This is a genomic window from Asanoa siamensis (assembly GCF_016862555.1).
GTDB lineage: Bacteria > Actinomycetota > Actinomycetes > Mycobacteriales > Micromonosporaceae > Asanoa > Asanoa siamensis.
The window spans coordinates 32,896-55,470 of the sequence record NZ_BONE01000003.1 but is presented as its reverse complement, the minus strand read 5'-3'; the positions used below and the strand labels follow the sequence as shown (position 1 = coordinate 55,470).

Annotated in this window: 24 protein-coding genes; 14 read left to right on the top strand and 10 right to left on the bottom strand. The window is 71.5% G+C overall.

Features of this window, described 5'->3' with window-relative positions:
• Positions 1–35 precede the first annotated feature (35 nt).
• Both Asi02nite_RS02955 and Asi02nite_RS02950 read right to left on the bottom strand, forming a co-directional pair.
• Entirely contained in the window at positions 36–1,598 is a 1,563-nt protein-coding gene (locus Asi02nite_RS02955) for a sugar transferase (protein ID WP_239126442.1), read from the bottom strand.
• Between the two features lie 242 nt (positions 1,599–1,840).
• The gene (locus Asi02nite_RS02950; RefSeq protein WP_203710548.1) at positions 1,841–2,722 is read right to left on the bottom strand and encodes an Fpg/Nei family DNA glycosylase; all 882 of its coding nucleotides are present in this window, start codon (positions 2,720–2,722) and stop codon (positions 1,841–1,843) included.
• Between the two features lie 26 nt (positions 2,723–2,748).
• Here Asi02nite_RS02950 and Asi02nite_RS02945 point away from each other — a divergent pair, with 26 nt between their 5' ends.
• On the top strand, positions 2,749–3,918 hold the full coding sequence (locus Asi02nite_RS02945; protein ID WP_203710547.1) for a glycosyltransferase family 4 protein: 1,170 nt from the start codon (positions 2,749–2,751) through the stop codon (positions 3,916–3,918).
• Between the two features lie 103 nt (positions 3,919–4,021).
• Here the strand turns inward: Asi02nite_RS02945 and Asi02nite_RS02940 are convergent, their stop codons facing one another.
• The 5 genes from Asi02nite_RS02940 to Asi02nite_RS02920 all read right to left on the bottom strand — a co-directional run bounded on the left by Asi02nite_RS02940 (position 4,022) and on the right by Asi02nite_RS02920 (position 7,570).
• On the bottom strand, positions 4,022–4,738 hold the full coding sequence (locus Asi02nite_RS02940) for a CDP-alcohol phosphatidyltransferase family protein (RefSeq protein WP_203710546.1): 717 nt from the start codon (positions 4,736–4,738) through the stop codon (positions 4,022–4,024).
• A complete protein-coding gene (locus Asi02nite_RS02935; RefSeq protein WP_203710545.1) occupies positions 4,713–5,780 on the bottom strand; it encodes an iron-containing alcohol dehydrogenase family protein in 1,068 nt (355 codons plus the stop codon). Before Asi02nite_RS02935 ends, Asi02nite_RS02940 begins: the two co-directional genes overlap by 26 nt.
• The gene (locus Asi02nite_RS02930) at positions 5,768–6,499 is read right to left on the bottom strand and encodes a phosphocholine cytidylyltransferase family protein (RefSeq protein WP_203710544.1); all 732 of its coding nucleotides are present in this window, start codon (positions 6,497–6,499) and stop codon (positions 5,768–5,770) included. The genes Asi02nite_RS02935 and Asi02nite_RS02930 overlap by 13 nt, the downstream gene beginning before the upstream one ends.
• 76 nt (positions 6,500–6,575) lie before the next feature.
• Entirely contained in the window at positions 6,576–7,025 is a 450-nt protein-coding gene (locus Asi02nite_RS02925) for an NUDIX hydrolase (RefSeq protein ID WP_203710543.1), read from the bottom strand.
• 32 nt (positions 7,026–7,057) lie between these two features.
• Positions 7,058–7,570, bottom strand: coding sequence for a MarR family winged helix-turn-helix transcriptional regulator (locus Asi02nite_RS02920; protein WP_203710542.1), 513 nt, complete (start codon positions 7,568–7,570; stop codon positions 7,058–7,060).
• A 59-nt stretch (positions 7,571–7,629) separates the two neighbouring features.
• Between Asi02nite_RS02920 and yczE the strand changes: the two genes are divergently transcribed.
• From yczE to corA, 6 genes are all read left to right on the top strand, one after another.
• Positions 7,630–8,214, top strand: a complete 585-nt coding sequence (yczE, locus tag Asi02nite_RS02915; protein WP_203710541.1) for a membrane protein YczE — start codon at positions 7,630–7,632, stop codon at positions 8,212–8,214.
• The gene (locus Asi02nite_RS02910) at positions 8,211–9,056 is read left to right on the top strand and encodes an LLM class flavin-dependent oxidoreductase (RefSeq protein WP_203710540.1); all 846 of its coding nucleotides are present in this window, start codon (positions 8,211–8,213) and stop codon (positions 9,054–9,056) included. Before yczE ends, Asi02nite_RS02910 begins: the two co-directional genes overlap by 4 nt.
• A gap of 72 nt (positions 9,057–9,128) precedes the next feature.
• Positions 9,129–9,515 carry a CBS domain-containing protein gene (locus Asi02nite_RS02905; RefSeq protein WP_203710539.1) on the top strand — a complete coding sequence of 129 codons (387 nt, stop codon included), beginning with the start codon at positions 9,129–9,131 and terminating at the stop codon, positions 9,513–9,515.
• Between the two features lie 24 nt (positions 9,516–9,539).
• Positions 9,540–10,535 (top strand): hypothetical protein, encoded by a 996-nt coding sequence (locus Asi02nite_RS02900; protein WP_203710538.1) that lies wholly within the window; start codon positions 9,540–9,542, stop codon positions 10,533–10,535.
• Positions 10,536–10,559: 24 nt separating this feature from the next.
• The gene (locus Asi02nite_RS02895; RefSeq protein ID WP_203710537.1) at positions 10,560–11,654 is read left to right on the top strand and encodes an aminotransferase-like domain-containing protein; all 1,095 of its coding nucleotides are present in this window, start codon (positions 10,560–10,562) and stop codon (positions 11,652–11,654) included.
• 546 nt (positions 11,655–12,200) lie between these two features.
• Entirely contained in the window at positions 12,201–13,334 is a 1,134-nt protein-coding gene (corA, locus tag Asi02nite_RS02890; RefSeq protein ID WP_203710536.1) for a magnesium/cobalt transporter CorA, read from the top strand.
• 85 nt (positions 13,335–13,419) lie between these two features.
• Here the strand turns inward: corA and Asi02nite_RS02885 are convergent, their stop codons facing one another.
• Positions 13,420–14,121 carry a hypothetical protein gene (locus Asi02nite_RS02885; protein WP_203710535.1) on the bottom strand — a complete coding sequence of 234 codons (702 nt, stop codon included), beginning with the start codon at positions 14,119–14,121 and terminating at the stop codon, positions 13,420–13,422.
• A 154-nt stretch (positions 14,122–14,275) separates the two neighbouring features.
• Here Asi02nite_RS02885 and Asi02nite_RS02880 point away from each other — a divergent pair, with 154 nt between their 5' ends.
• Together Asi02nite_RS02880 and Asi02nite_RS02875 are read left to right on the top strand one after the other, a co-directional pair.
• On the top strand, positions 14,276–14,806 hold the full coding sequence (locus Asi02nite_RS02880; RefSeq protein WP_203710534.1) for a peptidylprolyl isomerase: 531 nt from the start codon (positions 14,276–14,278) through the stop codon (positions 14,804–14,806).
• Between the two features lie 27 nt (positions 14,807–14,833).
• Positions 14,834–15,748, top strand: coding sequence for a rhomboid family intramembrane serine protease (locus tag Asi02nite_RS02875; RefSeq protein WP_203710533.1), 915 nt, complete (start codon positions 14,834–14,836; stop codon positions 15,746–15,748).
• On the opposite strand, the gene Asi02nite_RS02870 is transcribed toward Asi02nite_RS02875, so the two are convergent.
• The gene (locus tag Asi02nite_RS02870) at positions 15,738–16,157 is read right to left on the bottom strand and encodes a PH domain-containing protein (RefSeq protein WP_239126428.1); all 420 of its coding nucleotides are present in this window, start codon (positions 16,155–16,157) and stop codon (positions 15,738–15,740) included. The genes Asi02nite_RS02875 and Asi02nite_RS02870 overlap by 11 nt on opposite strands.
• Before the next feature lie 77 nt (positions 16,158–16,234).
• Here Asi02nite_RS02870 and Asi02nite_RS02865 point away from each other — a divergent pair, with 77 nt between their 5' ends.
• From Asi02nite_RS02865 to Asi02nite_RS02845, 5 genes are all read left to right on the top strand, one after another.
• The gene (locus Asi02nite_RS02865) at positions 16,235–17,407 is read left to right on the top strand and encodes a thiolase family protein (RefSeq protein WP_203710532.1); all 1,173 of its coding nucleotides are present in this window, start codon (positions 16,235–16,237) and stop codon (positions 17,405–17,407) included.
• A gap of 102 nt (positions 17,408–17,509) precedes the next feature.
• Positions 17,510–18,061: a hypothetical protein gene (locus Asi02nite_RS02860; protein WP_239126441.1), complete on the top strand. Its 552-nt coding sequence runs from the start codon at positions 17,510–17,512 to the stop codon at positions 18,059–18,061.
• 46 nt (positions 18,062–18,107) lie between these two features.
• On the top strand, positions 18,108–18,791 hold the full coding sequence (locus Asi02nite_RS02855) for a response regulator transcription factor (protein WP_203710531.1): 684 nt from the start codon (positions 18,108–18,110) through the stop codon (positions 18,789–18,791).
• Entirely contained in the window at positions 18,784–20,184 is a 1,401-nt protein-coding gene (locus Asi02nite_RS02850) for a HAMP domain-containing sensor histidine kinase (protein ID WP_203710530.1), read from the top strand. Before Asi02nite_RS02855 ends, Asi02nite_RS02850 begins: the two co-directional genes overlap by 8 nt.
• A 59-nt stretch (positions 20,185–20,243) precedes the next feature.
• A complete protein-coding gene (locus Asi02nite_RS02845; protein WP_203710529.1) occupies positions 20,244–20,825 on the top strand; it encodes a hypothetical protein in 582 nt (193 codons plus the stop codon).
• A 43-nt stretch (positions 20,826–20,868) separates the two neighbouring features.
• On the opposite strand, the gene Asi02nite_RS02840 is transcribed toward Asi02nite_RS02845, so the two are convergent.
• The gene (locus Asi02nite_RS02840; RefSeq protein ID WP_203710528.1) at positions 20,869–22,470 is read right to left on the bottom strand and encodes a ricin-type beta-trefoil lectin domain protein; all 1,602 of its coding nucleotides are present in this window, start codon (positions 22,468–22,470) and stop codon (positions 20,869–20,871) included.
• Between the last annotated feature and the right edge of the window lie 105 nt (positions 22,471–22,575).

The window sequence follows — 22,575 nt, the reverse complement described above, 5'->3', positions numbered from 1 at the left end:
GTGCCCCAGACGAGTCCGGGACATGATCGTGCGTCTTAATAGGCTCCCTTGCGGGCCAGGACGACGCCGATGGTGCGCCAGAGGATGCTCAGGTCGTAGGCGAGCGACCAGTTGTCGACGTAGTAGAGGTCCAGCCGGACCGCCTCGTCCCAGGACAGGTCCGAGCGCCCCGAGACCTGCCACAGACCCGTGATGCCCGGGCGGACCAGCAGGCGCCGGCGCACGTCGCCGAGGAAGTCGCCGTCGTCGGCCGGCAGGGGGCGCGGCCCGACCAGCGACATCTCGCCCTTGAGCACGTTGATCAACTGCGGCAGCTCGTCCAGCGAGCTCGCCCGCAGGAACCGGCCGAACGGGAAGACGCGCGGGTCCTGGCGGATCTTGAAGAGCATGCCGTCGGTCTCGTTCTGGTCGACCAGGGCGGCCAGGCGGTCCTCGGCGTCGACGTACATGGTGCGGAACTTCCACACCCGGAACGTGCGGCCCTCGTGGCCGACGCGCGGCTGCCGGAAGAAGACCGGGCCCTTGTCGGAGACCTTGATCGCGATCGCGATCATCAGGAGCAGGGGCGAGAGGACCACCAGGCCGAGTACGGCCACCAGGCGGTCGATCACGTTCTTGGCCAGCAGCGCCGGGCCGGACAGCGTCGGCTCTTCGACGTGCAGCAGGGGCAGCCCTTCGATGGGGCGGATGTGCACCCGGGGGCCGGCGATGTCGGTGAGCTGCGGCGCGACGACCAGGTCGACCCCGCTGCCTTCGAGCTGCCAGGCCAGCCGGCGCAGCTCACCGGGCTCGGCGCTGGCGGAGCCGCAGACCGCGATCGTGTCGGCGCCGAGCTCGCGGACCAGGCCGAGGACGTCGCGGCCGGCGTAGACCGGGACCGGGGTCTCGATGCCGCGGGCGGCCGCGTAGCCGTCGGTGATGTGGATGCCGACCGGCACCAGGCCGGCGGCGGGGTTGCGGGTGACCGCGGTGTAGACCTCGAGCGCCTCGGGCAGCGTGCCGACCAGGATCATCCGGTGCCCGGCCTGGCCGGCCCGGCGACGGACCAGGTGCAGCGCCTGCCGGGCGAGGTAGCGGACGATCAGGATCAGCAGCAGGGCGCCGAGCAGGACGCCGCCGACCGTCATACGCGACAGGTCGGTCTTGGTGGCGAAGACCAGGAACGAGACGGTGGCCGCGATCACGAGGGACGCGCGCACGCACCGCTTGAACTCGTCGGTGCCGAGCCCCAGATAGCGCCGGTCGTAGGCGCCGTTGGCCCAGAGCACGAACAGCCAGGCGCACGGCAGGAAGACGTAGGCGATGAGGTTGAACAGCGTCGGGCGGTCCTGGAAGCCGGCGCGGGCCTTCTCGAACTCGGTGACCGCGATGTAGCTCGCCAGTGTGGCGGCGGCGAAGTCGAGGACGAGCAGGATCAAGATGAAGGGGCGGTGCCAGCGGGACACCCGCCGTCGGGCCCGGGCCCAGGCCGAGCGCGGCACGCCGTTGGGTGGCGGCGGCGGAGCGACCTGGATCTCGAAGCTCTCGACGTGGCGCACGACGCCCCCGCGGCCATTGCTGGTTAGCGGGCGCTCGAGGCTGGTCGTCACCTCACCCACGTCCTCCCGGGTAACGCGTGCCGCCCACTCGCCGTACGGGCTCCGGTCGCCCACCGCATCAGTCTCCCATGTCAACGGTCGTGAACCGTGGACGGAAGGAAGACATTACGCCCGGAGCCGCCGGAGCGGACGTCCCCGCGCCGTCGGTGCGGGACCGGGTCACTATACCGATTGTGGCGCGCGGCGGAAGGAGCGAGATGTGCGTCGAAAAAGGTTCGTACGCTGGGCTTCCGCGCGCTCACTCAGCGCACCAACCGGGACAGCCGTCGATCCGCCAGGGGCTTCCCGCCGGTCTGGCAGGTCGGGCAGTATTGCAGGCTCGAGTCGGCGAACGAGACCTCCCGGACGGTGTCGCCGCACACGGGGCACGGGAGCCCGGTGCGCGCGTGCACCTTCATGCCGGATCGCTTCTCGCCCTTGAGCTCCGCGGCCTTCTGCCCCACGGACCGACCCACCGCGTCGTTGAGCACCGTCTGGGTCGTTTCGTAGAGAGTGGTCATCTGTGCGTCGGTCAGCCGGTCGCTCATCGCGAACGGCGAGAGCTTGGCGGCGTGCAGGATCTCGTCGGAGTACGCGTTGCCGATGCCGGCCAGCACCGCCTGGTCCTTGAGCACACCCTTGATCTGACCCCGCTTCCCGCGTACGGCGGCGGCGAAGGTGGCCTCGTCGGCGGTGAGCGGGTCGGGGCCGAGCTTGGCGATGCCGGGCACGAGCGCGGGATCGGTCACCAGGTACGCGGCGAGGCGTTTCTGCGTGCCGGCCTCGGTGAGGTCGAAACCGGACCCGTCGTCGAGCCGCACCCGCACCGCGATCGGGCCCTTGCCGGCGGGCTTGAGCGGGTTGGCGTTGGGGAACGCGTCGCGGTAGTGCAGCCAGCCCGCGCGGGACAGGTGTACGACCAGGTGCACGTCGCCTTCGCTCGGCTGGTCTGAACCGAAGCTGATGTCGAGGAACTTGCCGTGCCGACCGGCTCCGACGATCTCCTTGCCGGCGATCGCGGACGGCGGCGGGTCGTAGGTCTTCAGTGCGCTGATCGCGGCGACCTCGAGCCGCTGGACCCGGTGACCGACGGCACGGTCACGCAGGTATGCGGCGAGTGCTTCCACCTCGGGCAGTTCGGGCACGTCGACAACGGTAGCCTGACGCCACCATGAAGGTCGTCGTCGCGCACAACAGATATCGCGAGGCCCAGCCCTCGGGCGAGAACGTGATCGTCGATCAGGAGATCGACCAACTCGCCGCGGCGGGCGTCGAGGTGCTGCCGTTCCTGCGCAGCTCCGACGAGATCCCGTCGATGTCGCCGGCCGCCAAGGCGCTGCTGCCGATCTCGCCGATCTACGCGCCGAAGGCGCAACGGGACCTCGCCGACCTGATCCGGGCGCACCGGCCTGATGTCGTGCACCTGCACAACCCGTACCCGCTGATCTCGCCCTGGATCGTCCGGACCGCCCACCGGTTCGGGGTGCCGGTGCTGCAGACGGTGCACAACTACCGCCAGGTCTGCGCATCGGGGCTCTATTTCCGCGACGGCGGCATCTGCCACGACTGCCGGGGCCGGGCGCTGCCGCTGCCGGCGATCAAGCACCGGTGCTACCGGGGCTCGGCGGCGCAGAGCGCGGTGATGGCGACCGCGCTGACCCTGCACCGGCCGACCTGGCGCGCGGTCGACGGCTACCTGGCCCTGACCGACGCGATCAAGGACCATCTGCTCGGGTACGGCATTCCGGCGGACCGGATCACGGTCAAGCCGAACGCGATCCCCGACCCGGGGCAGCCGGCGCCGCTCGGTGACGGCTTTCTGTTCTTCTCCGGCCGGCTCTCCGAGGAGAAGGGCATCCGGCTGCTGCTGGACGCCTGGCGCCGGCATCCGGACGGTGCGCACGGCACGCTGCGGGTGGCCGGCGACGGCGACCTGCGCCCCTTGGTCGAGGAGGCCGCCGCGCAGCGGCGCGACGTCGAGTTCCTGGGCCGGCTGGACCGCCCGGCGATCGACGCCGCCCTGCGCGCCACCGCGGTCGTCCTGGCCACCCCGACCTGGCACGACGTGCTGCCGACGGTGGTGCTGGAGGCCCTGGCGGCCGGCCGGCCGGTGCTGGGCACCTCCTTGGGCGGGGTTCCCTACGAGGTGGGCGACGCGGGCTGGACGGTCCCCGCGGAGGCGGCGGCGCTGGCGGCCGCGCTACCGGTGGCGGCCGCCGAGGCGGCGGCGAAGGCGCCGTTGGCCCGGGCCCGCTACGAGCGCACGTTCCATCCCGACGTGGTCACGAAGCAACTCCTCGACACCTACGCCCGCGTAACGAAAGGAACGGTCCGTTACTAACGGTTTCCGCATAGGAACGGCCCGCTATTAACAGCGTGGTCGGCGCGGAGTTAACAACGGACCGTTCCTATAGCGAAAGCGTTAACAACGGACCGTTGCTTCGTCAGGAGCGGAGGGCGGTGCGGCCCGTGAAGGCGATGCTGGCCAGGAGGAAGCCGCCGTTGACGATCGTGAAGGCGACCAGCAGCCAGATGGTCCACTGTGGAACGAGCAGGAGCACCAGGCCGGCCAGGAAGATCACCGCGCCGTAGTCGCGGACCAGCTTGACCACCCGCACTGGCAGCGAGGTCGAGGTGACCATGCTGCCCGAGTTGGGGCCGGCCTGCATGACCGAGGTGACCAGGTTGACCATCCAGGTGCCGGCGAAGAGGGCGACGAGCCAGGACGCGGTTAACGGGCGCTGGTCGACGGCGACCGCGGCCAGGGCGGCGACGAGCGAGATCTGCACCGCCACGTCGCAGAGCACGTCGATCCGCGCGCCGGCCGGGCTGGCCTTGCCGGACACCCGGGCGAGTTGGCCGTCGGCGCAGTCGAGTGCGTAGGCGAGCTGCCAGCCGACGAGTGCGACCAGACCCGCGACCCAGGCCGGCACGGCGGTCGACGCGAGCGCGATGACCGCGGCCGAGGTGGCCAGGCCGATCACGAGGCTGCCGGCGGTGAGCGCGGTCGGCGGCGCGCCGACGCGATAGGCGGCCGCGGCGAACAGCGCTCCCACCCGCTGGCTCAGGCCCTCGCTGAACAGGCCGCCACCCCGGTTGACGCGGTAGAACTCGGCCGGTCCGGGTGCCGCGGTCTCAGGCGCCAAGGTCGCGGAGCGCATCGGCGTACCCCTCCAACCGGGTCTCGATGTCGGCGGGCGTCAGGGCGAGGTGCTCGAGGATCGTGTAGCGGTCCGGCCGGGTCGACGGCGCGTGCGCGACCGCCTGGACGAACTGCGCGTCGGTGAGCCCGAGCTCGGCCGGGGTGACCGACAGGCCGTGCCGGCGCATCGCGGTCACCAACTGCGCCAGCCGTTCCCGCTCGCCCCGCAGGTAGGTGCAGAACAGCGCGCCGAGGCCGCACTGCTCGCCGTGCGACGACACGTCCGGGAAGAGCGCGTCGATGGCGTGCGAGATCTCGTGGCAGCCGCCGCTGACCGGCCGGGTGGTGCCGTGCACCGCGCTGGCCAGGCCGCCCATGATCAACGCCTCGGCGAGCGTGGTCAGGAACGCGTCGTCAGTGATCTTGCCCGGGTGGTTGACCAGTGCCTCGGCGCTGGACCGCGAGAGCGTCACGGCCAGCCCGTCGATCGGCTCGCCGCGCTCGCGGTGGGCCAGCTCCCAGTCGGCGACCGCGTTGAGGTTCGAGAGCGCGTCGCCGATGCCGGCCTGGGTCTGCCGGTCCGGGCCGTTCTCGACGAAGTCCAGGTCGACGATCACGGCGATCGGGATCTGCACGCCGTAGGAGTTGTGCCGGCCGCCGTGCGTCAGCGACGCGGTCGGCGAGGCGATGCCGTCGTTGGCCAGGCTGGTCGCCACGGTGACCATCGGGATGCCGAACCGGGTCGCCGCGTACTTGGTGGTGTCGATGGTCCGGCCGCCGCCGATGCCCACCACCGCGTCGTACGACCGCTCGCGCAGCCGGTCGCCCAGCTCGGCGGCCGCGTCCAGGCTGCCGCCGGTCACGGGGAAGACGTCGGCGTTGCCGAGCCCCGGTCGGACCATCTCGGCGATCCGGTCGCCCTGACCCGGGCCGACCACGATCGCGACGTCGCCGCCGCCCGAGATCCGCCGGTCGTGCAGCAGGCTGCCGAGCTCGGCAACGGCGCCGCGGCGCACCTCGATGGCGAGCGGGGTGGTGATCGTGCGGGCTAGTAGTGGCACGCGATCTCCCGGGCGCGGGCGAGGTCGGCGTGGTTGTCGACCTCGACCCAGGGGATGTCGCCGATGGTCGCCGCGCGCACCTCGCCGCCGCGGTCGGCGTACTCCTGGTAGCCGTCCTCGTAGTAGAGGCCCGGGTCGCGCCGCCAGGTGGCCTCGAGCGCCTCGGCGAGCCCGCCGGCGGCCGACGCCTCGATCAGCGTCGCGCCGATGTACTCACCGAACGCCGCCGCCGGGTCCATCAGCTTGGTGATCCGGGTGAGCTGGCCGGCGGCGTCGAAGGTCGTCTTCATCTCCTCGTCGGCGAGCGTCTTGACGTCGTCGACGGCGAGCAGCACGCCCGGCCCGCGGTTGCTGAGCAGCGTCTGCTCGACCGAGACCGGGTGCACGGTGTCGCCGTTGACCAGCAGCGCCCCACCCGCGAACCGGTCCCGGGCGAGCCAGAGGGAGTACGCGTTGTTCCACTCCTCGGCGCGCTCGTTGTGCACCAGGTCGAGCGAGACCCCGTAGCGGGACTCCAGGTCCGGCCGGCGCTTCTCGACGGCCTCGGCCGCGTAGCCCACCACGACGGCGACGTCGGTCAGCCCGACGGCGGCGAGGTTGCGCAGGGCGATGTCGAGGATGGTGGTCGCACCGTCGACCGGCACCAGGGCCTTGGGCAGGGTGTCGGTGTAGGGGCGCAACCGCCGGCCAGCGCCGGCTGCGAGCACGAGGCCGATCATTCCGGCGCTTCCTCCAGGGTGTTGCAGGTGTACGGAAAGAAAACTCTTCCCGTCAGGAGGATAGCGGTGTGGTGGCCTACAAGCCGATCTGGCGCAAAAGGGCGAAACCGCCCTCGATGATCTGCCGGACCAGACCGTCGTCGATGCCGCGGTTCTCGTCGAGCACGTCGACCTCGTCGGGGCCGATCCAGCGGAAGGCGGTGTGCTTGCCCTCCTCGAGGCGGGGCCGGGACAGGTCGCCGTCGACCCGGATCAGGTAGTCGGTCTCCAGCCGCTCGAGCCCGTCGTCGCCCCGGTAGCGGTGCTCGCCGATGGTGCCGAGCACGATCGAGACCTGCCAGCCGGTCTCCTCGGTGACCTCGCGGCGCAGCGTCTCCTCGAGGCTCTCGCCGGGCTCCACGTGGCCGCCGACGATGTCCCAGGTGTCCGGGAAGAGCTTGCGGGTCGCCGATCGGCGCTGGATGAACACGCGCCCGTCGTCATCGACGATCACACCTGCGGCGCAGAGCAACGGTTCGTCCGACACGCACCGAATTTAGCCAGCGCCATCGATCGCGGCTAGGGCGCGGTGGTGCCGTCGCGCTGGGTGCGGGCGCCGCCACGGCGTGGGTCGGGGGGCGTGACCTCGTCGAGGTGGGTGAGCACCTTGCCGGCGATCGTGGTCAGGGCCGCCAGGTCGGCGGGGTCCAGCAGGTCGATGAAGTGCCGCCGCACCGAGGCCACGTGCCGCGTGGCGGCCGCCTGGATCGTCGCCCAGCCCGCGTCGGTGAGCACCACGGTGGCGCCGCGGCCGTCGGTCTCGCAGTCGTCCCGGGTGACCAGGCCGCGCTGGTGCATCCGGCTGACGTGGTGCGAGAGCCGGCTGACCGACCAGCGGATGGACGCGGCGAGCTCACCGAGCCGCATCCGGTGGGCGGGCGCGTCGCCGAGCGTGGAGAGCACGTCGTAGTCGGCGTCGGAGAGGCCCGAGTCGGCGGCCAGGTCGCGGGTGATCTGCAGGTCGAGCAGCGTACGCAGGCGCCGGTAGCCGAGCCAGGCGCGCATCTCGTCGTCGGTCAGCCAGCGGGTCATGTCACCAGCGTAAACCTCGTGCTTGACATGTCAAACAAGCGCCGCCTAGTCTGTTTGACATGTCAAGCAGGTTGTTGCGGCTCTTCGCCGGTCTGGTGCTGTTCGGGATCAGCCTCGGGCTGATGGTCCGGGCCGACCTCGGCCTCGGCCCGTGGGACGTGTTCCACCAGGGCGTCGCGGAGCGGATCGGGCTCTCCATCGGGCTGGTCGTCAACCTCACCGCCGTCGCGGTGTTGTTGCTCTGGATCCCGCTACGCCAGCGTCCCGGTGTCGGCACCGTCGCCAACGTGCTCGTGGTCGGGCTCGTCACCGACGGCACGCTCTGGCTGCTGCCCGAGGTGCACGCGCTGGCGCCGCGGATCGCGCTGCTGGTCGCCGGCATCCTCGCCAACGCGGTCGCGACCGGCCTCTACGTCGGCGCGGGCCTCGGCCCGGGCCCACGCGACGGGCTGATGACCGGGCTGGCCGCCCGCGGCCACTCCATCCGGCTGGTCCGCACCGGCATCGAACTCGTCGTGCTCGCCATCGGCTTCGTGCTGGGCGGCTCGGTCGGCGTCGGCACCATCGCGTACGCCCTGGCCATTGGGCCCCTGGTCGGAGTCTTCCTGCCCCGGCTGACCGTCCCGAAAGGACAACCCGCATGAGCACGATCCTGTTCGGCCTCGACGTCCCGGCCACCACCGCGGCCGGCGAGCCCGCGATCGACCCGGTCGCCGCGGCCCGCGCCGCCGAGGCCGCCGGCTTCGACTTCGTCTCGGCCTCCGACCACCCCTGCGGCACCGACCCGAGCTTCGAGAACTGGACGATGCTGACCTGGCTGCTGGCCGGCACGAGCCGGCTGCGGGTGCTGCCGCGGGTGCTCGGGGTGCCCTACCGCAACCCCGCGCTGCTGGCCAAGATGGCCGAGACGCTGGACCGGCTCTCCGGCGGCCGGCTGCTGCTCGGCCTCGGCGGCGGCTCGGCCGACCACGAGTTCCGCGCGTTCGGCCTGGGCGTCCCGGCGCCGCGCGACAAGGTCGACGGCCTGGACGAGGCGATCCAGCTGATCCGGCGCCTGTGGACGGAGCCGGCCGTGACGTTCGAGGGCCGCGTCCACCGCACCGAGGCGGCGACCATCACGCCGCGCGCCGCCCGGCCGATCCCGATCTGGGTCGGCACGTTCGGGCCCCGGGCGCTCGCGGTGACCGGGCGGCGGGCCGACGGGTGGATCCCCTCGCTCGGCCACGCGCCGCCGGAGACGATCCCGGCGATGCGCGACCGGATCGCCCGGGCGGCCGACGCGGCCGGGCGCTCCCTCGACGAGATCACCCGGTGCTACTTCCTCGACGTGCCGCCCGGCGGCGCCGACGAGGTCGTCGAGACGCTGCTGGGCTACCGGCGGCTGGGCTTCACCGCCTTCAACTTCCGCCTCGCGGGAGCCGATCGGGACGAGCGGGTCGAGTGGCTCGCGACCGAGGTGCTACCGGGCGTACGACAGGCGGCCTGAGCGCGCAAGTCTTGTAGTTCTGTCCCGGCAGGACCACTATGTCCGTACCGTGACCTTCAAGGGGGATGTGTCATGCAGGTGCGCGATGCCATGTCCAAACAGGTTCTCGTGGTGGGCCCCGAGCACACGCTCCGGCAGGCCGCCAGCATGATGGCCACCCGCCGGGTCGGGTCAGCCGTCGTCATCGATCCCGACGCACAGGGGATCGGCATCATGACCGAACGCGACGTGCTCTACGCCATCGGCGGCAACCTCGACCCCGACGTCGAGACGGTGGGCGGCCACATCACCTGGGACGTGGTCTACGCCGGTCCTGACTGGACGCTCGAGGAGGCGGCGCTGGCGATGTCCCGCGGCGGCTTCCGCCACCTGGTGGTGCTCGAGGGCACCGAGGTGATCGGGGTGGTCTCGGTCCGCGACATCATGCGGGTCTGGGCGGCCGACCGCGAGCGCGTCTGAGATCTTCGCGGCAGACTGGGAGGCATGACGGGACGTACGGTCCACGGCTCGACCACGGAAATGATCCAGGCGGTCGCGGCCGGCCGTCCCGTGCGCCGCGACGAGCCCCTCGACCCGCCCGGCGACCCCGACCCGGCGCCGGAGACGCTGCTGATCGGTGACGAGCGGTTCCGCATCGAGCGGCTCGGGCGCCCCCTCGACTGGGTGATGCGCGCCCTGGGCGACGGCGCCGACGGCCGTGCCCCCTGGACGGTGCTCCTGTGGCAGGGCGGCCTGCTCGACCGGCTGCCCCGCACCGTCGACCACACGATCGCCGGGGTGAGCTGGGACCCGACCACGCAGATCGCCGACCTGCTCGTCCTCGACGAACCGCGGTCCAGCGTGCCCTGGGACATCGACCTGGAGACCCACCACCGGCTGCTCGACCACATGGCCGCGATGCACGCCCGGTTCTGGCACTTCACCGACCCGGTCGGGCTCGGGCCGCCGGGCGCCCGCTACACCGCGCTCGCCCCGTCGACCGGCATCCGCGAGGCCGGCTCCGGCGCCGACGGCCTGGTCGTCGGGTGGGCCGCGCTCGCCGCCGACCAGCCCGCCGCCCACGAGGCCGCGCTGGCCCTGGCGGTGGACCCGGCGCCGCTGCTGGCCGCGTTCGACGGGCTGCCGACGACCCTGGTCAACGGCGACTGGCGGGTGGGCAACCTGCGCCCGCTGGCCGACGGCCGCACCGCCCTGCTCGGCTGGGGTTGGGCGGGGGCGGCGGGCAGCGCCGTCGACCTGGCGGGCTACCTGGCGCTCAACGCCGGCAAGCTGCCCGAGAGCAAGAACGCGACGATCGACGCGTTCCGCGCCGCGCTGGAGCGCCACAAGATCGATACGGCCGGCTGGTGGGACCGGCAACTCGAGCTGGCGCTGCTCGGCGCGTTCGTACAGTTCGGCTGGTCGAAGACCACCGACCCGACCGAGTTGGCCTGGTGGATCGATCGGGTGCTGCCGACCGCCCGCACGTTGCCCGATTAGTCTGCCCGCCTACGCTTGGTGCTCATGACCGCCGCGCAGCTCATCTCGTTCGCCCGTGGGGCTCCCTCGCTCGACATCGTCGACGTCGAGGGGCTCAAGGCCGCCGCCGTCCGCGCCTTCGACGCCGACCCGGGTGGGGTCACCGCCTACGGCACGTCCGTCGGCTACCTGCCGCTGCGCAAGTGGATCGCCGAGAAGCACGGGGTCGCCCCGGAGCAGGTGCTGGTCACCAACGGCTCGCTGCAGGCCGACGCGTTCCTCTTCGACCATCTGGTCGGCCCCGGCGATGCGGTCGTGGTGGAGCGGCCGACGTACGACCGCACCCTGCTCAACCTGCGCGGCAAGGGCGGCGAGGTGCACGCCGTGACCACCGCCGCCGACGGCATCGACGTCGACGAGCTGCGCAAGCTGCTGGAGTCGGGCGTGCGGCCCACGATCGCCCACATCATCCCGAACTTCCAGAACCCGGCCGGCGTGACACTGTCCGAGGCCAAGCGGCACGCGCTGCTCGACCTGGCCGCCGAGTACGGCTTCACGATCTTCGAGGACGACCCGTACGCGGACATCCGGTTCCGCGGCGACGCGCTGCCGTCGATGCTGTCGATGGACGACCGCGGCGTCGTCGTGCACGCGTCGAGCTTCACCAAGACGGTCTGCCCCGGCGTGCGGGTGGGCTACCTCGTCGGTCCGGCGCCGCTGATCGCGGAGATCGCCAAGAAGGCCACGAACCTCTACATCTCGCCCGGCATGGTGGCGCAGGCCATCGTCTACCAGTTCTGCGTGGCCGGTGACCTCGAGCGGTCTATCGAGACCGTGTGCACCGCGCTGGCCGAGCGGGTCCGGGTGCTGGCCGCGGCGCTGCGCGAGCACATCCCGGGCGTCTCGTTCACCGAGCCCGAGGGCGGCTACTTCCTCTGGGTCGACTTCCCGGAGGACGTCGACGTCGACAAGCTGCTGCCCGCGGCGACCGCGCGCGGCGTGGCCGTGGTCAAGGGCAGCGACTTCCTGCTCGAGGGTGGCAAGCACGCGCTGCGGCTGGCCTACTCGGCGGTGACGGTCGACGAGATCGACGAGGGTGTGCGCCGGCTGGCGGCGGCCATCGAGGATATCCGCGGGTAAACAGGGCGACCAACGGCACTCTGTCGGATTTCCGACAGAGTGCCTCGTCCGTGTCATGCGGGGCTGCCCGGGCACTGGTCGACGGTGAACAATGCGAGCCACCGGTCGGCCGGTGCACAGCCGAGCCGACCCCTCAAGCACTACCCCGCCCCCGATGGCGCCGGGTGGGCCGCTCGCACCCCACCCCCCGACGCGGCCGGTCCACCCGGCGCCGCAGGGCTCTACTGCTGCCGATGCCTGGACTGTCAGTCGGCATGGAGAATCCGGGCGTCGGTGGTGCCGGTTCGTCGGTATGGGGATTCCGGGCGTCGGTGGTGCCGGTTCGTCGGTATGGGGAGTCCGGGCGTCGGTGGTGCGGCTCCGTGGGCGTGGGGGATTCGGGCGTCGGTGGTGCGGCTGCGTGGGCATCGGGAATCCGGGCGTCGGTGGTGCCGCATCGTCGGTCTGCCTCGATTACTGACGAGATCCTGACGGGCTCTGGCCATCTCTTCGGCGTAGCCTCCTCTACGGCCCATCCGGGTTGCCGGGTTCGGAGGGAGGCTGTCGATGGCTACTGACGCCGACAAGACCGGACACATGCGTCCGAAGACCAGATCGTGGAGCGACCCCGTGCGGGCGATGACCCGCATACTCGGTCCGACCGAGCCGAAACCGGCGCCCCCGCCGGGTTTCACGGGGCGCGACATGATCGTCGACTGTGCGCTCTACGTCGACGGCGTGCGCCAGCCCGGCGAGTGGACCCCCGAGGACGCGCTGCACGCCGCCCGTGCGGAGACCGGCAACGCGTTCGTCTGGGTCGGGCTGCACGAGCCGAGCCTGACCACGATGGCCGGCATCGCCGAGACCTTCGAGCTGCACGAACTCGCCGTCGAGGACGCGGTGCACGCCGAGCAGCGGCCCAAGCTGGAGCAGTTCGGCGAGATCAACTCGCTGGTGCTGCGGACCGCCCGCTACATGCGGCACGCCGAGCTGACCGAGAACACCGAGGTCGTCGAGACCGGGCAGGTCATGCTCTTCATCGGCCCGGAGTTCGTGATCACGGTGCGTCACGGCGACGCCTGCAAGCTCGCGCCGGTGCGGGCCGGGCTGGAGCAGCGCAAGGAACTGCTGGCCCAGGGTCCCTGGTCGGTGGCGTACGCGATCGCCGACCACGTGGTCGACCTCTACATCGACGTCTCCGACCAGGTCGAGACCGACCTCGACGACCTGGAGAACCAGGTCTTCGCCCGCCAGGTGCACGGCCGGATCCAGCGGATCTACCAGATGAAGCGGGAGCTGGTCGAGTTCAAGCGGGCCGTGGTCCCGCTGCTACGGCCGATCATGCAGCTCACCGAGTCGACCAACCGGCACGTACCCAAGGAGATCCGGCGCTTCTTCCGTGACGTGCAGGACCACCTGATCCGGGTCGCCGAGCAGGTCAACGGCTACGACGACCTGCTCAACTCGATCCTGCAGGCGCGGCTGGCCCAGGTCACGGTCGAGCAGAACAACGACATGCGCAAGATCGCGTCCTGGGCGGCCATCTTCGCCGTCGAGACGTTCATCGCGGGCATCTACGGCATGAACTTCACGAACATGCCGGAACTCAACTGGCAGTACGGCTACCCCGGCGTGCTCACCCTGATGCTGCTCGCCGCGATCGTCCTCTACCGCTGGTTCCGCCGCTCCGGCTGGCTATGAAGGAACGGTCCGTTACTAACGCTTTTCGCATAGGAACGGCCCCTTATTAACACGAGCGTTAATAACGGGCCGTTCCTTCGGACCGTCAGCTGCGGCCGTCGGGTGAGCTCATGTGGTCGCGGCTCGCCGTCGGGTCGGTGGTCTGCGGCGGCTGCCCGGTCGACGAGAAGCGCTCGCCGGCCTTGCTCCGCGCCGACGACGCCGCGCCGCGGGCGGTGGCGGCGGCGTTCTTCACCGAGTGGCGGGCCGCGTCGGCCGCGTCGCCGATCCGGCCGTGGCTGTGCCCGCGGCCACCTCCGCCGGCACCACCGCCGCCGGAGCGGGCGGCGTCCAGCGAACGGCTCGGGTCGTACTCGTCCCACTGCTGCTGGCGCCGCCGGCGCATGATCGCGGCGGCGCCGAACGCGGCACCCGCGACCACGATCGCCGCGACGATCGGCCAGCGCCGGCTGGTCACGCTCGTCTCGATCGAGCGCCCGAACCGCCGGCCGCCGCCCTTGGCTCCGCCGCCCTTCGATCCATTGCCGTTGGACCGGCGTACGGCCCGCGCGGCGTCCCGGGTCCGGTGACCCGCGGCCGACGCGAGCGGGCGGATCGAGGACTCCCAGCCGCCACGGGTGGACTGCCAGCCACTCCCGGCGAGGTCGCGGACCCGGACCGCCGACGGAGCGACGAAGTCGCGGGCCGTCCCGACCCGCGGCCGGACCGCCGTGTTGACCCCGCCCACCGCGTGGCCCGCGGCCGCCCTCAGATGCTCCAGGCTGTCGCCGAGCTCGGATCGGATCAACTCGGCATGAGTTCTCCGTCGGATACCAAACACCAGACCCCCACCTTCCTGGGCGTAGTTCCTCCTGCATCCTCCACCTTTGGACGTGTCCGCATTGCCGGAACGGGCACATGGGAGGATCGAACTGAAACTCACCGACGACGGAGGAGTACCCGTGGCCGAGACCCTTTACGCCACTCTGCATACCAACCGCGGCCCGATCCGCCTCGAGCTGTTCCCGAACCACGCGCCCAAGACGGTGCAGAACTTCGTGGAGCTGGCCGAGGGCACCCGCGACTACGTCGACCCGACGACCGGGCAGAAGGGCAGCGGGCCCTACTACGACGGCACCATCTCGCACCGGGTGATCTCTGGCTTCATGATCCAGATGGGTGACCCGACCGGCACCGGCCGCGGTGGCCCGGGCTACGAGTTCGCCGACGAGTTCCACCCGGAGCTCCGGTTCGACCGCCCGTACCTGCTGGCCATGGCCAACGCCGGCCCGGGCACCAACGGCTCGCAGTTCTTCATCACGGTCGGCCCGACGCCGCACCTGAACAACCGGCACACGATCTTCGGTCAGGTCGCTGACCAGGACTCGGCCAAGGTTGTCGACGCCATCGCGAACACCCCGACCAACCACGGCGACCGGCCGCTGGAGGACGTGGTCATCGAGCGGGTCGAGATCCAGCGGGTCAACAGCTGATAGCTGAAGCCAGGTACCTTTCTTGGCATGAATGAATCGCCCCCGACGGCGGCGCCTGTCTGCTATCGCCACCCGTCGCGGGAGACGTGGGTGCGTTGCACGCGCTGCGACCGCCCGATATGCCCGGACTGTATGCGTGAGGCCTCCGTCGGGCACCAGTGCCCGGAGTGTGTGGCCGAAGGACGCAAGACCCAGCGGTCGGCGCGCACTGCCTTCGGAGGCAGTGTCGCCGGCCGCGACGGGTTGGTGACCAAGACGCTGATCGGGCTCAACCTGATCGCGGCCGTGATCGGTCTCGCCCTCTACGGCATCGACACGCTCATCCCCCAGGGCGGCCTGTTCGGCCGCATCACGGAGTGGCAGATCGCGGGCGGGGTGCTCGGCCCGTCAGTGCTCGTCAACACCGACCAGGGCCAGGTCGTCTACACCGGCATCTACGACGGTGCCTACTACCGCCTGATCACGGCGATGTTCATCCACTACGGGATCATCCACCTGCTGTTCAACATGTGGGCCCTGTGGGCGGTGGGCCGCAGCCTCGAGGCCGTGCTCGGCCGCTTCCGGTTCGCCGCGCTCTATCTGCTGGCCGGCATCGGCGGCAACGTCGCGGCGTTCATCATCGACCCCAACGCGCCGACGGCCGGCGCCTCGACCGCGATCTTCGGCCTGTTCGCGGCGTTCTTCGTGATCGCCCGCCGGCTCGGCGGAGACACGCGGCAGATCCTCGTCGTGCTCGTGATCAACCTCGTCATCACGTTCACGCTGCCCGGCGTCTCCTGGGCCGGCCACGTCGGCGGCCTGGTCACGGGCGCGCTGGTGGGCGCCGTGCTCGCCTACGCACCACGCGACCGGCGCACCCTCGTGCAGGCGGTCGGGCTGGGCATCGTGCTGGTCGCGTTGATCGGCCTCACACTGGCGAAGGTGGCCAGCGTCACCGCCTGATCTCGCCGCCCGCCGCCGCGTTCAGGGCGGCGGCGACCTCCTCGGGCGGCGCGCCCAGGTCGTGCCTGCTGAAGATGTGCACCGCGTCGCCGGTGTCGATCTCCAGCGTCTCGCTGCGTACGCCGTTGTGCGACCGCCGGTCGACCGCGATCCGCTCCACCGCCGACCACGGGACGTGCCGGCGGCCGGCGAACCCCGTGCGGACCGTCAGCCCCGTCTCGTCGACGGCCAGCCGCTCCGGTGCGAGCAGATCGCGGAACCCCCAGACGACGAGGCCCGCGGCGGCCACCGAGGCGACGGCGATCGCCACGCTGTCGGTCGCGAACAACGCGGCGATCAGCAGCAACAGCACCGCACCGGTCAGCTTGAGCGTCGGCAGCGCGGGCCGGACCCGCCAGCGTGTGGTCACCGGACAAGCATCCCAGCCGGTTGGGGCCGTGGCACGACGTAGGATTCGGGCAAGGCTCACGTTACCGGGGAGTAATCATGCGGGACGCGGTCATTGTCGGTGCGGTCAGAACTCCGGTCGGGCGGCGCAACGGCGGCCTGGTCGGCGTACACCCGGTTGATCTTTCGGCGCACGCCCTGCGGGCGCTGGCCGAGCGGCTCGCGCTCGACCCGCGCGACGTCGACGACGTGGTCTGGGGTTGCGTCTCGCAGGTCGGCGACCAGTCGTGGAACGTCGCGCGCGGCGCGGTGCTCGCCGCCGGCTGGCCCGAGTCGGTGCCCGGCACCACCCTCGACCGGCAGTGCGGTTCGAGCCAGCAGGCGATCCACTTCGCTGCCGCCGCTGTCATCTCGGGCCAGAGCGACCTGGTGGTGGCCGGCGGCGTCGAGTCGATGAGCCGGGTGCCGATGGGTTCGAGCATCGGCGACGGCAACGCGTTCGGCGACCAGGTCCGCGCCCGCTACCGCGACCACGAGGGCTTCGCCGCCGACGACCCGGTGCCGTTCAGCCAAGGTGTTGGCGCCGAGATGATGGCGACGCGGTGGGGCTTCGACCGCACGAGGCTCGACGAGTACGCGCTGGCCAGTCACGAGAAGGCGGCGGCCGCGCAGGACGCGGGGCTGATCGACGCCGAGATCGCCCCGGTGGCCACGGCCGACGGCGGCAAGGTCACCTCCGACGAGGGCGTCCGGCGCGACACGTCGCTGGCCAAGCTCGGCGAGTTGAAGACGCCGTTCAAGGCCGACGGGGTCGTGACGGCGGGCTCCGCGTCGCAGATCTCCGACGGCGCCGCGGCACTGGCGGTGACCACGAGCGAGTGGGCGGCCGCGCACGGCCTGCGCCCGCTGGCCCGGATCCACACCGCGGTGGTCGCGGCCGACGATCCGGTGATCATGCTGACCGCGCCGATCCCGGCCACCGCCAAGGCATTGCGCCGCGCGGGCCTGGGCATCGAGGAGATCGGCGCGTACGAGGTGAACGAGGCGTTCGCCCCCGTGCCGCTGGCCTGGCTGGCGGAGACCGAGGCCGACCCGGCGCGACTCAACCCGCGCGGTGGAGCGATCGCGCTCGGTCACCCGCTCGGTGGCTCCGGTGCGCGGATCATGACGACGCTGCTGCATCACATGCGCGACAACGGAATCCGCTACGGCCTGCAGACGATGTGCGAGGGCGGCGGCATGGCCAACGCGACGATCGTCGAGGCGCTGTAGGGCATCCGTACCCCTATTGGGGTAATGATCCTAATGGAGGTTTAAGGAAGTAGGCGTGGGGTAACCCACGTCTCTTCAACGAGACGTGTCGTTGTGAACGACATGGACGTCTTCTCCCGTACGTTCCTGCCCGCCGCTGCCGAAGCCGGCGTGGCCATCCCCACCGTCAGCCGCCACATGCCGGTGTTCCGGCGTTGTGTCGCCGCCGACGACGCTGCCGCCCTGGTGGCCCGGTGCACCCGCGCCGACCGGCCCGGGCAGGGCGAATACCTGTTGCTGTTGACGTACCGCCGCCTGGTCGTGACCCACGAGTCGCGGATGCTGCACCGCCTCCGGCTGCATCTCAACACCGAACTGGGTCACCTGGGCAACGTGACGTGGAACCCCGATCCGCGGCTGTCCGCGGTTGAGTTGGCGGCCACGGCCGTCGACGGGGTGCGGGAGCGATTCTGGATCCGGGTCGGGCACCCCAAGCAGGTGTGGCACCTGGACGCGCTGCTCAGCCACGTCTTCCGCCCGCGCACGACCCGCGCGGGAGCCGGGAAGGCGGCCGGGGTTGGCGCCCCGGCCGCCACCCGGGACGCTCTGCGCCGCGAGACCGGGGCCTGGGAGTCGCTCGGGCGCTCCCGCCGGGACCTCGCGGTGGCTTTCTGACAGTCCTCTTACGTTCGGCGCCACGCCGGTCGGCCATGATGGCTGCGTGGCGGACGGCCTGGTGCTCGTCGTCGAGGACGAGCGTGCGATCGCGGACCTGGTCCGGCTCTACCTGAGCCGGGACGGCTTCGGCGTGCACGTCGAACACGACGGCGTGGCCGGCCTGGCCGCCGCCCGGCGCCTGCGCCCGGTGGCCAGCGTGCTCGACATCGCCCTGCCGGGCATGTCGGGCACCGAGATCTGCCGTCGGCTCCGCGAGGACGGCGACTGGACGCCGGTCATCTTCCTGACCGCCCGCGACGACGAGGTCGACCGGATCGTCGGCCTGGAGTTGGGCGCCGACGACTACGTCACCAAGCCGTTCTCGCCGCGCGAGTTGGTCGCCCGGCTGCGCGCGGTGCTCCGCCGCGCGGCGGGCGGTGTGGCGGCGGCGGCCGAGCGGCCCCGCACCCTCGGCCCGCTGACCCTGGATCCTGGCCGGCGCAGCGTCGCCGTCTCCGGCGCGCCCGTGCAGTTGACCTCCACGGAGTTCGACCTGCTGGCCCACCTCGTCGGGCGGCCCGGACGGGTGTTCACCCGCGAGGAGTTGCTCGCCGCGGTCTGGGGGTACGCGTCGCATTCGGGCACCCGTACGGTCGACGTGCACATCGCCCAGGTGCGCGGGAAGCTGGGCGCGGCCGGCGGGCTCATCCGGACCCATCGCGGCGTCGGGTACGCGATCGATGGTTGACCTGACCGTCCCGCTGCGGGTCCTCCGGCAGCCCCCGCCGCCGCGCGAGGGTCGGACGTTGACGTTCCGGGCCGTCGTCGTCGGCTGCGTGGTGGCCCTGGTGTCGGTGCTGGTGACGGCGCTGGTGGCGATCCCGCTCGCGGCGCGGGCGGTCGAGGAGCGCACCCGGGAGTCGCTGGCCACGGAGGCGACGGTGGTCGCGGCCGCGCTGCGCGCGACCCCGCGGCCGGCGGGCGACCAGAAGGTCATCGACGCCCTGCGCAAGCGCGACATCGAGCTCTACGTGCTGCGCCGGGGCGTGCCCGACCGCATCGGCCTCCCCGGAGCGGTGGTCGACCAGGTCGCCGCGGGCGGCTCGTTCTCGGGCCGCGGCCGGGTGGCCGGCGTTTCGTCCCTTGTGGAGGGACGGGCGCTGAACAACGGCAACGGCGTGGTGCTGACCCACCCGGTGGCCACCGGGATCTGGCGCGAGGTGGGCGCCAACCTGTGGCTCGCGCTGCTGGCGGGTCTGGCGGCCGGCGTGCTGGCCGGCGCGCTGCTGGGCCGCCGGTTGGCCCGCCCGATCCGCAACGCGGCGACGGCCGCGCTGCGCCTGCGGGGCGGCGACCGGGGCGTACGGGTGCCGGTGGAGCAGCCGCAGGAGGCGGCGGACCTGGCACACGCCATCAACGGCCTGGCGGAGGCGCTGTCGACCAGCGAGGGCCGGCAGCGGGACTTCCTGCTGTCGGTGTCGCACGAGCTGCGTACGCCCCTGACCGCGATCCGTGGTTACGCGGAGGCCCTGGCCGACGGCGTGATCGAGGGCGACGGCACGACCCGGGCGGGCCGCACGATGCTGGAGGAGGCGTCCCGCCTGGACCGCCTGGTCACGGACCTGCTGGCCCTGGCCCGCCTGGACGCGGTCGACTTTCCGTTGACGCCGCTGGAGGTGGACCTGGCGGCGCTGGTCGAGGAGGCGGCCCAGACCTGGCGCCCCCGCTGCGAGGCGGCCGGCGTCCGCCTGGTGGTGGAACTGCCGGGCGGCCCGGTGCGGGCCTTCACGGACCCGGGCCGCACCCGGCAGATCATCGACGGGCTGCTGGAGAACGCGCTGCGGGTGGTCCCTGCTGGCGCGCCGATCGTCCTGGCGGCCGGCCCGGGCCCGCTGCTCGAGATTCGCGACGGCGGCCCGGGCTTCACGGACGACGACCTACGGGTGGTCTTCGAACGCGGCGCCCTACGGCAACGCTACGAGGGCATCCGCCAAGGCGGCAGCGGCCTGGGCCTGGCCCTGGTCCACGGCCTGGTCCGCCGCCTCGGCGGCCACATCGAGGCGGGCCACGCCCCGGAAGGCGGGGCCCGCTTCACGATCGCCCTGCCCCGAGAGCCTTACCAACCTCTTACGTTCGCCTGATCGATCCCACGTGGTCATGGCCGATCGTGGTCTCCAGTTCCAGCGAGGAGAGGGTGACCATGAGGCGTTGGCTTGTGGGAGTCGGGTTGGCCGCGGTCGTCGGAATCGGCCTGACGGGGTGCGGCGCCGTCGGCGGCGATGTGACCGGCAGCGACCAGGCGGGTGTCGAGGTGTCGGCCGGCATGGGGGTCGAGGGGCAGGCGTTGGCCGCCATGGGGTTCGATCCCAACGAGATCACGCCCGCTGAGTTCGCGCAGATGGCGATCGCGAAGGGTGCTCCAAGTGCGTCGCCCGCGCCCAAGGAGAAGGACCGTGAGCGCGGGAAGCTGCGTAAGGCGCGGGTGCTGCTGCGGAAGAACACGTTGCACGGTGAGGCCGTCGTCAAGAACAAGGACGGTGCCACGCAGACCGTGCTCGTGCAGCGCGGGCAGGTGACCGCTGTCGACGGGGACTCGATCACCGTCAAGAGCAGCGACGGGTTCACCATCAGCTGGGGGTTCGCCGACGATCTGCGGGTCGTCGAGCGGCGTGACTCGATCCAGGCGGATCAGCTCGAGGTCGGCGACCAGGTCGGGGTGGCCGGCACCAAGGACGGCGATCGTGGCGAGGCCCGGCTCGTGGTCGTTCCGCGAGCGAAGTGAGGAGCGGTGGGGCCCCGGACAGCGCGGGGCCCCACCAGAACGGTCAGTACACCCGGCTGCCGATGAAGTCGTCGTGGCCGTAGCCGACCGGGTTCGGGAAGGTACGGGACTCGAACGACCACTGCTGCCGGCTGCTCGACCCGCAGGTCGCCAGCCGCAACCGCGGCGTGCCCAGGAGCGGGTTGTCGAACGCCAGGCAGAGCGCCTGGTTGCCGGCGGCCTTGAGCTGTGTGCCGGCGAAGACCCACTTCTGGTTGGTGCCGCCCGTGCAGTTGTAGATGTTGACCGTCGTGTTCACGGTCAGCGAGCCGCCCGAGACGTCCAGGCAGCGGTCGTGCGACAACTCGCTGTGCAGCGACTGCCGCGCCGGGTCGTACCAGAAGCCCTGGTTGCGGCCCCCGTGGCAGGCGTACGACTGCTGCACCGTGCCGTTACGCGAGTCGTACCCCTTGCCGTCCACGCATTTGCCCGTGCCCGCGTTGCGCAACTGCTTGAACTCCAGCAGCCCGCCGATCAGCGTGCCCCGGCCCGTGCTCGCCTGGTCGACGCACGTCGCCTGCGGCAGACCTGACGCGTAGAAATCGGTCATGCACGAGGCGAACATGCCGTGGCCGCGGGCGTTGGGGTGGAACGACTGGCGGGCGCCGTTCTCGTTCCAGATCCCGACCTCGATGTAGAGGCCGCGCACGCTGGTGCTGTCGGTGCACACCTCGTGACCGTGGAACAGCCGGCTGGCGTCGAGATAGCGGGTGCCGGTGTTGGCCGCCGCCTGGCGCAGGGCGCGTTCGAACAGCGGCACGGCCTTGTTGCGGGCGAACGCCTGGTCGGCCAGGTAGAGCAGGCAGCCGCCGGAGTACCAGCCCGGGAAGTCCGGGTTGTCCTCGACGTCGGGACTGGCCGGGCTCGGGTAGGACTGCAGCACGAGCTCGTAGTCCGCGGCCAGGTAGCCGGCCGCGGTCATCGTCGCCCTGATGCTGCGCAGCGCGTCCTCGACCGCCACCCGGGAGCCTTCGACCCGGGTCGTCCAGACATCGGTGTACGTGGGCCAGCAGGCGCCCTGGAAGAACACCCGGCGGATCGCGCAGTCGGTCGCCACCGGGCCGAACTGGATCGTGCCGTCGCCGTTGGCGCCCACCACCACCCAGATCAGCTTGATGCGCGTGTTCCGGGCCTTGATCGAGAGGTGGTCGCCCTGGTTGAGGTCGTTCCACTGGGTCGGGCCACCGGCGATCAGGTTCCACGGGGTCGCGCCCGAGCAGGCGATGTTGTACTGCGTGTCGGACGCGATGCCGGTGCGGAACACCGCCTGGTCGTAGGAGCGGTCGCACCAGTTGCCGTCCTGGTGCGTACCGGGGACGTAGTTGCCGACGCCCTCGCCGGAGATCTCGCTGTCACCCATGGTGACCAGCGCGGTCCGCCGTTCTTCGAGGGGTCGGATGCCGGGGGAGCCGTAGAGCGCGGTCGCCTCGGCGGCGCGGATCGCCTCGAGGTTGGCCGGCAGCGGCTGGACGGGGGGGCGGTCGGCCGCGCCGGCGGGGGTTCCGGTCGCGACGAGGAACGGGAGGACGAGGCCCGCGACGAGCGCCGCGGCGGCGAGGGTACGCCGCTTCGGCGCCCGGAGCACGGCCGATGAGGAATGGGGCATCGACGCACTCCTTCCAATCGATCGGAATATATCGATCGAGTTACTGGAGGGTAACCTGCTCCGAGCACATATGTGAATAGTCCTCAGGTGATCGCGCGGGCAGCC